We start from the raw sequence: 11,757 nt of genomic DNA, 5'->3' as shown, positions 1-11,757 counted from the left end.
AAGTAAACTATCAATTAAGCAGCTGAATCTTCTGCCAAGATAGTGACTTGAATGTTGGTCATTACATCATGATGTAATTGGATATCAACATTGTATTCGCCAATTTGACGTAATGCACCTTCAGGCAATTTAACTTCTGAACGGTCAACAGGTAAACCAGATTTGGTTAATGCATCGGCAATATCGCGAGTACCGATAGAACCAAATAGTTTGCCTTCATCACCTGATTTTGCACGGATGATAACATTGACGTCTTGTAATGCTTCAGCACGTGCATTAGCAGCGGCTAATTCATCAGCTTCTACTTTTTCAAGTTCTGCACGGCGTGCTTCAAATTTTTCGATGTTAGAAGCAGTGGCTGGTAATGCTTTACCTTGTGGTACAAGGAAGTTACGACCGTAACCTGCTTTTACATTAACAGTATCGCCTAGTTTACCTAGGTTAGCGATACGTTGTAATAAAATAACTTGCATATATCACTCCTCGGTTTATTTTTGGCTGTCAGTGTAAGGAACCAACGCAAGATAACGTGCTTGTTTGATTGCTACAGCCAATTGGCGTTGATATTTGTTTGAAGTACCAGTGATACGGCTTGGTACGATTTTGCCACTTTCAGTGACATACTGTTTTAGGATTTCGATATCTTTATAATCGATATGGGTAATGCCTTCAGCAGTAAAACGGCAAAATTTACGGCGGCGATAAAAACGTGCCATGATTAGTCTCCTTAATTATTCGTCGTTGTTGTCTTCAGCATCAACTTCTGACTCATCATCATTTGATTGATAGTCATCTTGAGCTGTATCGTTACGGCGTGAAGCTTTACGAGCACGTTTTTCTTCAGCACTTTTTGCTAATGGTGATTCTTCAGTAATCGCTTCGTCACGACGGATAACTAAGCTACGGATGATAGCATCGTTATAACGGAATAATTCTTCAAGTTCATCAAGCGTTTGTTGACCCGCTTCAATGTTTAATAGCACATAGTGAGCTTTGTGAACTTTGTTGATTGGGTAAGCTAATTGACGACGACCCCAATCTTCTAGGCGATGGATAGCACCACCTTGTTCTTTTACTAAGTTGATATAACGCTCAACCATGCCAACCACTTGGTCGCTTTGGTCTGGGTGAACCAATAATACCAGTTCATAATGTCTCATAAAGACTCCTCACGGATTAAACAGCCGTTGACCCCGTGTCAACAGCAAGGAGATTGAATGCACCTAAGTTAGAATCATCTAACTATATTGGTATAAACAAGGTGCGCTATTATATAGTAGCGCACACTCAGTAGCAAGTTAATATTTACTTAACAAATTCGCCCACGCATTGCTGTAAGGTATTCGATACCGCCCGCGCCACAATGACATTGCGCGCGGTCGGGTCGACTGCAGCGGCACTTTGTAGGCGTTTAATAGCTAGGCGTTTTGTTGATGGCCTAATAGCGGCAAAAAAAGAAAATTGTTGGTGCATGTTAAATACTCCTGTCCTTTACTGTGTCAAACAATTGATAAACACCAATAACATAGCAGATTATAGAAAATTTTTTTACCCCAATTTTTAACCCAAGTCATGTTATTGGGTCATAGTTACTAAAAATAATTACTAAAAATAGTTACTAAAAAATGTGCCATCAAACCTAAAAAACTGGGTGGGATTTTTTTTCATCAATGTTTACTAAGCCAATTAAATTCCTCGACCTCGGTGACATTCATCGGAAAAAAACACGGATTTTTTGGATTTTTCGATAGATTTGATTCAAATTAAACCTTACTAAAAATGTGGGATTGATAACCAATTGTTTTAGGTTTTGCATTTGTTTAATCTTTTTTTCCCTTGTTTTGAGTGTGGGATTGGATTATAACTATACGTAACAAATACATCTATTTACACAATGATAAGGAATTGTTATGAACTGGCAATTATTTAGCGTAATTTTTACAATCGCTTCTGGTGTGACTATCGGTGTTTTAATGACCATTGCGCTGGTAACTGGTTTTGACCAAATTCCACACATTATAGCCACAGCGATTGTTGGCTTAATCCTATCTATTCCAATTGCATGGATTGTCGCCAAAAAAATGCAAACACTGAATATTGCCAAAACCCCACTAACCCCAGTTGCGCGATAACAAAGTACGCTAGATAAATCGCCAAAACCGCTTAACTAATAATAGCTAAGCGGTTTTTTTATGGCTAATAAGATTAAAAGTGTATAGCACTCACGCTAGACTGTGGTGCTAAACGCTGTGGCACAATAGCTACTGTAAATCTACTTTAGTGCCCGTATCAACATTGGCATACACCTCAAGCACATCCCAGTTGGTTAAGCGAACACAGCCGTGCGAGGCTTGACGGCTAATGCCTTCAGGAACGGGCGAGCCATGAATGCCGTATGAGGGCTTACTCAGTCCCATCCATACCACACCGACTGGACCGTTGGGTCCTGGCGGCAACATAAACACTTTTTTATCTTTGCCTTCACCGCTAGTGGCGCGGTACCAAGGGTTTTTAACACGATTGACAATACTAAAGGTACCCGTAGGAGACGGTGTATCACTACTACCGACCGTGGTAGGATAAGTGGCAATTAATCTATCGCCATTATAAGCGTACAAGATATTGTCCGCTTTTTTGGCAACCAAACGGGTGATTTTCTCATTGAGCGGCGCGCCTGCGTTAAAGACGGTGATGGTTTCACCCACGGTGAATTTTTTATCGCTATTAAGCTTTTTAAGATAGCGAATATCCATGTGGAAACGTTCAGCCAACATTTCTTGGACGTCTTGATAGTATAGACCTTTCATTTTAGATTTGGCTTCACTACCACTCGGTGTTGGCTGATACGGACCTTTAATATCTTCTTGGGTCAAGGTATAACCGACCAACACAGGCTGATTGGCAGGAATTTTTTCATTTAACAGTTTCCAAACTTCGGCGTTCATACGGCCATCTTGGGGTAGTCCATGCATGGCTTGGAAATTTTTGAGCGCTTTTTTGGCATTCATACCCCAACCGCCATCAATCGGACCGGGTGAAGCATGATTCCAATCTAACAAGGCTTGAAGTTTTAAGGTCGTTGCTGAGTTAACATTTTGACCAGGTTTCCATTCGGCGCTATTGACTAGCTGTGCATAGTCAGACAAATTTAGGTTGGAAAAACTGGCAGGTGTCGTTGCTGTTTTATTGTTACCTACTGTTGTCGGGTCAAAGGTTGGCGGCGCCGTCGTAGTATTGTTGACTTCTTCAGAGCTCGCGCCTGCGACACCCGCACCCGAGGTATAGTCACTGTCGATACCTGTTTGGGTGACATCTTCTTTAATGCCTAATGCCGTGGTGGTGGCTGCGATTGGGGTCAAAGGGATATCGGTTGCTGCTAGCGTTGGTTTTGCCGCCGTCACCGCAGTAGCCGAGGCGACTTTGGGGGTGGTGGTAGATTGTGTGACGCTAGCTGCGGGCTTGGCTGTTTGCGGTTTTTTAGTAGTAGCAGTCGCGGTTTTGCTTTGCGGTTTTTTAGCCGTTTTACTATCAGTAGTGGTTTTTTTAGCAGTCGCGGCTGCGGTAGGGGTGCTCGCCGATTTCGTGGTGGCAGTTTTAGTCGTGGTCGTTGTTTTGGTAACAGCTTTGGTGGCGGGTACCGTTTTGGCGGTAGTGGTGTCTGAGACCGTGTTGGTGGCTGCAAATGCTTGATTGGCAATCAGACAAGCTAGGGTAGACAGTACAAATTTTTTCATAGATTGACTCAATAATCGGCAATAACAAATAAAAATAAGGGACAATATAAATAACGTACAATAAAAGCATAAATTGGCAGCAATTATACTATAAAAACCAACTTTTCGGGCAATGGCTCATTTGTTGGCAGCACAGCAATTTAAGTCTAAGTAGCGTTTGCCAAAGCGTTTAATAACCTTGCGCCATGAAAATTCGCTGCACACTTAATTTTTACGCCGTTAAAATGTTGTATAGATAAATTGTCCCATAGGCGAATTTACATGCTTTAAGTCTAACATTAACAAATCGCGCCATAGACAATGGTAAAATTTTTTAACCAAGCGGTATTTTTATAGCAAGGTTAACCTAAAAAAGGGTTTGAAACATTTAGACCTGCGCGCAACATTTATTTTTACCATGTTTATTGAACAGCTCGATGATGAAAAATTGAATTGTACAAATCTGCGACCTTTTAGCTTGTTAAATGACTTTAGCTCGTTAAATAATTTGTAAAAAAATCAAAGTATATTATAATTTTAATTCAAAATTTTTTAGGTTAACCACTATGTCATCATCGCCATTTGCATCAGCCAATGTTTCTCACACGCCATCTTTTGACCAAAATCAAGATTTACAAAACCTTGATGATTTGCAAATCGATTTGCAAACACTTGATATGGATGAAGAAAGCGAATCAGATGACATCTTTGACACCATGCAACAAGAGTTTGCTGAAGCACACCAAACTCTAAAAACGATTCGCGATTTTATCCGTTTTGGGGTCAGTAAATTACGGGAGCACGATGTAGTAGTCGCGCAAGGTACCACAGATGAGTTTGCTGAAGCTTCTGCCATTGTGCTACAAACCTTATCGCTTGATTGGTCTGCCGATGAACAAATTTTAGATTGTCGCCTGACCAATAGCGAAAAATCAGAAGTGTTAACACTGTTGCAGCGCCGTATCGTTGAGCGTAAACCTTTGAGTTATTTAATTAATTTATCTTATTTTTGCGATTTGCCATTTTATGTGGATGAGCGGGTATTGATTCCGCGCTCGCCAATTGCTGAGCTGATTCGCCAGCAGTTTTATCCGTATTTTGAGCCGAATGATTTGGTTGAAAAAATCAGTGGCACTACTAATGACAAAAAATTTCATGACCACGGATTGTATGATAAGCAGTTAGCACAACCAGAGCGTATGCTGGACTTGTGTACAGGGTCAGGGTGTATTGCCATTGCCTTGGCAAGCCGTTTCCCTGATGCAATGGTCGATGCCAGTGATATCGACAAGAACGCGCTAGAAGTGGCAGCGGTCAATGTGGATCATCACCACATGAACCATCAAGTCAATTTGATTGAGTCAAACTTATTTGAAAAAGTACCTGCAGAAAATCAATATGATTTGATTGTAACCAACCCGCCGTATGTCGATGCCGCGACGATGGCAGATTTACCACCCGAGTTCTTGCATGAGCCAGACCACGCGTTGGCAGCGGGACAAGATGGCTTGGATTTGGTGCATCATATTTTATACAACGCCCCAGATTATCTAACTCGTGACGGCCTGCTAGTGTGCGAGGTGGGGGATAGTGAATGGGCACTGCGCCAAGCGTATCCTGAAATTCAGTTTGATTGGTTAACCTTTGCGCATGGCGGGCATGGGATTTTTGCCATGGATTATGATGAATTGATGGAAAATCGGGCATATTTTGAGCAGTATGTAAGTGTTTCTTAGTAAGCGGTTGTTTAGGGTCGCTATCTTTAACTTGTTGATTTAATGAGTTAGATAATGGCTAAAAAAACAATATATGAACAGGGTGCAACAAACCTATTTTTTTATTCGTAGGCATTCATGAAATAGTAAGCGGAGCGTAAATGGCAGGCAATACCATCGGGCAAGTTTTTACCGTCACCACCTGTGGCGAATCACATGGCGCAGGACTTATGGCAATCGTTGACGGTGTGCCACCAGGGTTGCCTTTAACCGAAGCAGATCTGCAAATTGACCTGGATCGTCGTAAGCCCGGTACCTCAAAATTTGCGACCCAGCGCCGTGAAGACGATACAGTTGAAATTATTTCTGGCGTGTTTGAGGGTAAAACGACAGGCACTTCTATTGGGCTTTTGATTCGCAATACCAACCAAAAATCCAAAGATTATAGCGATATTAAAGATACCTTTCGTCCCAACCATGCCGATTATACTTATAGCATGAAATATGGGTTTCGCGATTATCGTGGCGGTGGTCGCTCATCAGCGCGCGAAACGGCAATGCGAGTGGCAGCGGGCGCGATTGCCAAGAAATATTTGAAACAACGGCTGGGGGTAGAAGTCCGCGGTTATGTGACCCAGATTGGTGATGTGGTTGCCAAACAGATACCTGAAAATACGATTGATTGGGACTTTGTCAACAGCAACCCATTTTTTTGTGCGGATATAGACGCCTTGCCAAAGTTTGAGCAGCTGATTACCCAATGCCGTGAGCAAGGGACAAGCTGTGGCGCAAAGCTCACCATATTGGCATCGGGTGTGCCTGTGGGACTCGGCGAGCCTGTGTTTGACAGGCTTGATGCGGATATAGCTCATGCGATGATGAGCATCAATGCAGTCAAAGGCGTTGAAATTGGCGATGGCATGGCAGTGGCGGGACAGTTTGGGCATGAGTCTCGCGACGAGTTAACCTTGGACGGCTTTAATGCCAACCATGCCGGGGGAATTTTAGGGGGAATTTCATCGGGTCAGACGATTGTAGTGAGTATTGCGCTAAAACCTACTGCCAGTATCACCACCCCGGGTCAAAGTATTGATATTCACGGCAATGCAGTAGAGATGCTAACCAAAGGGCGGCATGATCCTTGTGTCGGTGTGCGTGCTACGCCGATTGCAGAAGCCATGCTTGCCATTGTGCTGTTAGACCATTATCTGCGTCATCGTGGGCAAAATGCGGATGTCACTGTGCCGCTCACCCCGATTGTATAATTTTTTTATAGGGGTATTTGGTTGCCATAAGGTTGCTACAATGCGTTGCCCCATTCAACTTGAGTTAACATTGGTATGACTGTACCTGACCTTACCCTTGATGAGCAGCAGTACGATGCCTGGCAAAGCGAAATACTGGCGCAGATGGGTGTTACGCGTTGGGTGCGCCAAGATTGCCCTGTCAAAACGTTTGCTAATCTAGAAGATTTTGAGGTTGTTTCTTCCTATCAAGCGGTTGAGACGCTTGCTGCCATGCCACCGCAGTTACAACCCGCTCAAACTGGGTTAACGAGCGAACTTGCGCCTATTGATACAACGCCAGACTTCAATCATCCTGTTATTGCGGATGATGCCATTGAGAGCGCAGTAAAATTACCGCCAGCGAGTCTGGCAGATTTTCACCCGCATGATGTACCTTTACCCAACGATTCATCTTTACCCCATTATTCACCTTTAAAAAGCGACCTTGCGCCAAATAATGATGGGTACAGTGATGCTGGGCACAGTGATGAACGGTTCAATAATGAACAGCTCAGTGATGAATTACTCACTGCCAGTTTTGATCTGCAGGCGATAGTCGTGGGTGAGTGGACACTGGTGGTTGACAGTCATTTTTTGCAGACAGACAGTCGCCAACAGCAGTTATGGCAACAAATCATTAGTGGATTAAAAGCGTCAGTGCATTTTTTTAATTTTCCCTTGCTCACCGATAGCCAGCATTTACCCAAAGCCACGGTGAAATTAATGAGCAGCTACCCGATGGCAGTCGCAGGGTTTTCAGGATTTTTATACCGTATCAATCAAGGCAATCCCAAGGTGGGGGCATTGACGCCATTGCCTGACTGTCTAGATGAACAACCGATACAGCGTCTGCCGTATCTGCTAGATATGCTCGATGATTATCGCCTAAAACGCCAACTTTGGCAGTTGCTATCAAGTTGAGCTTAAAAGCTGCCGATTGATGACTTATCTTTATGATTCATCGACTAACCATATTGTGGTAAAGTATTTTTTTATGTCATTTCACACGATAACATTTCACAAGATAAAAAGGAACGTGCTATGAGTGTCAGCTTTGATCAACGTGTTGCTAACTTTTGTGCAGGCCCAGCGTCTATGCCGACTGCGGTGCTGCAAAAAGCGCAAGCCGAATTGTTAAATTGGCAGGGCTCAGGCATGTCGGTGATGGAGATGAGCCACCGTAGCAGTGAATTTGTGGGCATTGCCTCAAAAGCCGAGCAGGATTTGCGAAAGCTGATGAACATTCCTGACAATTATAAAGTGCTATTTTTGCAAGGTGGCGCAAGCTTGCAGTTTTCAGCTATTCCTTTGAATTTACTCAAAGGAGAAGCTGATTATTTAGACACCGGCATTTGGTCTAAAAAAGCCATCAGCGAAGCCAAACGCTATGAACAAGCAGGGCTAGGCAAAATCAATGTCGTCGCTTCTGCCAAAGACAGCAACTATACCACTGTGCCCCCACGTGATAGCTGGCAACTTAATGACAACGCCGATTATTTCCATTATTGCCCCAATGAGACCATCAATGGCTTGGCGATGTTTGATGTACCAGCGGTGAATGTACCCATCGTGGCGGATATGTCATCTTGCATCCTATCTAGCCCAATAGATGTATCAAAATTTGGACTGATTTATGCAGGGGCGCAAAAAAATATCGGTCCTGCGGGTTTGACGCTTGTGATTGTCCGTGATGATTTGATCGGCCATGCCAACTTAGTTTGCCCAAGTATCTTGGATTATAAAAACCAAGCCGACAATGATTCGATGGTCAATACGCCAGCAACTTTTTCTTGGTATTTGGCAGGTTTGGTGTTTGAATGGTTGCTTGAGCAAGGGGGTGTCGAGGCAATCTATCAACAAAATTTGTTAAAAGCGCAAAAACTGTATGAATTTATCGACCAAAGCGATTTTTACCAAAACCCTGTCAACAAAGACAACCGCTCAATCATGAATGTACCCTTCACCTTGGCAGATAGTCAACTTGATAAAACCTTTTTAGCTAAAGCCGACGAAGCAGGATTTTTGAATCTTAAAGGGCACCGTACAGTGGGCGGCATGCGCGCTAGTATTTATAACGCGATTGATTTGGCGACCATTGAAAAATTAATCAAATTTATGCAGCAGTTTGAACAAACTAGCGTATAAAAAAGTTTAACAATCATGCTACATTAAGACTTAACAGCTAAAATGCTTGTTAAGTCTTTTTTATAGTTAGCGGGTGTGGGGCATATGAGGGATAACAGCTAGCAATACCAAAGTTTTTTGAAAAATAGTTGAAGGGGTCATGGGGATGCAAGTGAAAAAAGACAGGATGATAAGACCAGCCCACTGGATGAGGGCAGTCACTCGCCAGACATTTGGCAAGAAATGCTGGGTGCTGGGCTTGTTAGTGGTCGCGTCCGCTGCCAATACCGCTATCATCACTGGCACGTCTATCGCTCACAACAGCACCGCGCAATTTGCCCATGTCTCACATTTACCTTATGCCAATCCCAACGCTCCCAAAGGCGGTGTGTTAAGCCTATCTGCCATCGGCACTTTTGACAGTATTAATAAATGGATTGATGTCGGTACGCCTGTGACCGGCACCGATTATTTGTTTGAAAGTTTGATGACAGGCTCGCTGTCTGAAGCGTTTGTGCAGTACCCACTACTGGCGGATAAAGTCACTTACGACCCAGATGACCCAAGCTGGGTTATTTATCACATCAACCCCAAAGCCTATTTTTGGGATGGCACGCCTGTGACAGCGCAAGATGTCAAAGCCAGTATGGATGCACTGCTGACAAAAGGCGTAATGAGTATGCGTAGCTATCTATCGGATGTCAAAGAAACGCAAGTGATAGATCGACAAACCGTCAAATTTATTTTTAAATCCAAAGACAACCAAGAAATCAAATTGACCGTCGCGCAAATGCCGATTTGGTCAAAAAAATCGATTGATGGCTATTTTGATAAAGTAGGACTGACGCCACTGATGGGCAGTGGCGCATATAAAGTCGGCACAATCGATGCAGGACGCGCCATTACTTATGTGCGTGACCCCAATTATTGGGGCGCCAAACCTGACGCAGGCGTGGTGGTGAATGTCGGTCGTTATAATTTTGACCAAATTAAGTATGTGTATTATCAAAACCCCGAAGTGGCATTTGAAGGCTTTAAATCCGGCGAATATTTTTTCCGTGCCGAAAACAAAGCGCGGACATGGTCGACGGGTTACAACTTTCCTGCCGTCAAAGCAGGTATGATCACCAAAGCGCAAATCGCCAATAACAACCCCGTACCGATGCAAGCGATTGTGATGAATTTGCGCCGACCGATTTTTCAAGATATTCGGGTGCGCCAAGCGATGACACTGGCGTATGATTTTGAATGGCTCAATAAAACCATGTTTTATGGACAATATGAACGCTTGCAAAGCTTTTTTCATGGGTCAGCGCTTGCCGCCACTGGCACGCCAACGCCCCAAGAACTGGTGGTTATCAATCCGCTATTACCTGACCTTGAGCCTATTCAAAGACAGGCTGTTTTAAGCGATTGGCAAGCCCCCAAATCAACTGGCGATGGATTTAATCGAGACAATTTATTAAAAGCGCGTGAATTGCTGCTACAAGCGGGTTTCAAATACCAAAATATGAAGCTGTATCAGCCCAATGGTCAGCCCGCCAAACTGGAATTTTTATCCGCCGATGACAAGAATGCGCGCATTGTGTTGCCTTTTTTACGTAATTTACAACGACTCGGATTTGATGCCAGGTTTCGCCAAGCCGATGTCCCCCAGTACCTAGAGCGCACTCGCAGATACGACTACGACATGATTATCGATATGTTTGCCCAAAGTTTGTCACCTGGCGCCGAGCAAACCTATATGTGGGGCTCACAAGCCGCAGACGAAAAAGGCAACCAAAACTCGGCGGGTATCAAAAACAAAGCCATTGATGCGGTGATTGCCAAACTCATAGTGTCGAAGAATCGTGATGATATTGTGCTATACAGCAAAGTGTTAGACCGTCTGCTACGTGCGGGCTATTATGTCGTGCCGACTTATGGCAAGCATACTGACAATGTGGCGTATTGGAAATTTTATGAACATGGACAGCTGCCAAGCAATGCCATCGGCATCGATTATTGGTGGGCGGACAAAGACAAACAAGCACAAGTCATGCAGTATTTAGGAAAATAATAAGGAATAAAACAATGCTAAAAATCCACCCAATCCCAGCCTTCGCTGACAACTACATTTGGGCAATTATCAATAATGAAACACAAGAAGTGATTATTGTCGATGCTGGCGATGCTGAGCCTGTTTTAGAGTTTGTCAACCGTGAAAATCTAACAATCACCCAAATATGGGTAACCCATCATCACAGCGACCACATTGGCGGCGTAACAGCATTGGCAAATGCGTTTCCAAACGCACAGATTTTTGCGCATGCAAATATTCACCCGCTAATCAATGCCACGCATTTAATCCCTGTCGCTGAAGGACGCGAATTAACCGCTTGGGGCAGTCCTGTGCAGGTGTGGCAGGTGGCAGGGCATACCGAAAATCACTTAGCGTACTTAGTGACACTTGATAACTGTCTGCATATTTTTTGTGGGGATACGCTATTTCGCGCAGGTTGTGGACGTGTTTTCACCGGCAAGATTGAGACGTTGTTTGAAAGCTTTGACCGTTTTGCGCAGTTACATGACGATGAAACGCTATTTTATCCTGCCCATGAATATACCTTGTCAAATCTAAAATTTGCTCAGTTTATTGAGCCAAACAATCCTGCCATACAGAAAGCGATTGAACACGACAACCAGTTACGCAGTCAGAATAAGCCGACTTTGCCAACCACGCTTGCCGATGAAAAAGCCATCAATCCGTTTATGCGTGCGGTGATTGCACCCAGTGATGAGATGATAAAAACCGTACAAACGCAGACAGGAATTGAAGATGACAGTCCGTTTGAGATATTTAAAGCCTTACGTCAACTAAAAAATAACTTTTAAGGGCAATAATTAACGGTAACAATTAAGGCTAATAATGAGGGGTAA

Annotated in this window: 12 protein-coding genes; 7 read left to right on the top strand and 5 right to left on the bottom strand. The window is 43.6% G+C overall.

All coding sequences use genetic code 11. From position 1 onward, the window contains the following. Positions 1 to 14 precede the first annotated feature (14 nt). The 4 genes from rplI to ACH0AB_RS02530 all read right to left on the bottom strand — a co-directional run bounded on the left by rplI (position 15) and on the right by ACH0AB_RS02530 (position 1,473). Entirely contained in the window at positions 15 to 473 is a 459-nt protein-coding gene (gene rplI, locus ACH0AB_RS02545) for a 50S ribosomal protein L9 (protein WP_065252950.1), read from the bottom strand. A 15-nt stretch (positions 474 to 488) separates the two neighbouring features. Then, positions 489 to 716, bottom strand: a complete 228-nt coding sequence (rpsR, locus tag ACH0AB_RS02540; RefSeq protein WP_036594162.1) for a 30S ribosomal protein S18 — start codon at positions 714 to 716, stop codon at positions 489 to 491. 15 nt (positions 717 to 731) lie between these two features. After that, the gene (rpsF, locus tag ACH0AB_RS02535) at positions 732 to 1,160 is read right to left on the bottom strand and encodes a 30S ribosomal protein S6 (protein ID WP_007114929.1); all 429 of its coding nucleotides are present in this window, start codon (positions 1,158 to 1,160) and stop codon (positions 732 to 734) included. Positions 1,161 to 1,305: 145 nt separating this feature from the next. Next, positions 1,306 to 1,473 (bottom strand): hypothetical protein, encoded by a 168-nt coding sequence (locus ACH0AB_RS02530; protein ID WP_167541434.1) that lies wholly within the window; start codon positions 1,471 to 1,473, stop codon positions 1,306 to 1,308. 437 nt (positions 1,474 to 1,910) lie between these two features. Between ACH0AB_RS02530 and ACH0AB_RS02525 the strand changes: the two genes are divergently transcribed. Next, complete coding sequence (locus tag ACH0AB_RS02525) at positions 1,911 to 2,132, top strand: hypothetical protein (RefSeq protein ID WP_406877033.1); 222 nt, start codon at positions 1,911 to 1,913, stop codon at positions 2,130 to 2,132. 129 nt (positions 2,133 to 2,261) lie between these two features. Here the strand turns inward: ACH0AB_RS02525 and ACH0AB_RS02520 are convergent, their stop codons facing one another. Beyond that, complete coding sequence (locus tag ACH0AB_RS02520; RefSeq protein ID WP_406877032.1) at positions 2,262 to 3,734, bottom strand: L,D-transpeptidase family protein; 1,473 nt, start codon at positions 3,732 to 3,734, stop codon at positions 2,262 to 2,264. Positions 3,735 to 4,429: 695 nt separating this feature from the next. Here ACH0AB_RS02520 and prmB point away from each other — a divergent pair. The 6 genes from prmB to gloB all read left to right on the top strand — a co-directional run bounded on the left by prmB (position 4,430) and on the right by gloB (position 11,712). Beyond that, positions 4,430 to 5,449 (top strand): 50S ribosomal protein L3 N(5)-glutamine methyltransferase, encoded by a 1,020-nt coding sequence (prmB, locus tag ACH0AB_RS02515; RefSeq protein WP_406877063.1) that lies wholly within the window; start codon positions 4,430 to 4,432, stop codon positions 5,447 to 5,449. A gap of 140 nt (positions 5,450 to 5,589) precedes the next feature. After that, a complete protein-coding gene (gene aroC, locus ACH0AB_RS02510; RefSeq protein ID WP_065252948.1) occupies positions 5,590 to 6,693 on the top strand; it encodes a chorismate synthase in 1,104 nt (367 codons plus the stop codon). 75 nt (positions 6,694 to 6,768) lie between these two features. Beyond that, on the top strand, positions 6,769 to 7,635 hold the full coding sequence (locus ACH0AB_RS02505; protein WP_406877031.1) for a hypothetical protein: 867 nt from the start codon (positions 6,769 to 6,771) through the stop codon (positions 7,633 to 7,635). 120 nt (positions 7,636 to 7,755) lie between these two features. Beyond that, on the top strand, positions 7,756 to 8,859 hold the full coding sequence (gene serC, locus ACH0AB_RS02500; protein ID WP_406877030.1) for a 3-phosphoserine/phosphohydroxythreonine transaminase: 1,104 nt from the start codon (positions 7,756 to 7,758) through the stop codon (positions 8,857 to 8,859). A gap of 166 nt (positions 8,860 to 9,025) precedes the next feature. Continuing rightward, a complete protein-coding gene (locus tag ACH0AB_RS02495) occupies positions 9,026 to 10,897 on the top strand; it encodes an extracellular solute-binding protein (RefSeq protein WP_406877029.1) in 1,872 nt (623 codons plus the stop codon). A 14-nt stretch (positions 10,898 to 10,911) separates the two neighbouring features. Next, a complete protein-coding gene (gloB, locus tag ACH0AB_RS02490) occupies positions 10,912 to 11,712 on the top strand; it encodes a hydroxyacylglutathione hydrolase (protein ID WP_406877028.1) in 801 nt (266 codons plus the stop codon). Positions 11,713 to 11,757 lie beyond the last annotated feature (45 nt).

Source organism: Moraxella sp. 179-F 1C4 NHS, assembly GCF_045370505.1.
GTDB classification, from domain to species: Bacteria; Pseudomonadota; Gammaproteobacteria; order Pseudomonadales; family Moraxellaceae; genus Faucicola; species Faucicola tetraodonis.
The sequence above is the reverse complement of the archived record's forward strand: the minus strand, read 5'-3'. Positions and strand labels throughout refer to the sequence as shown.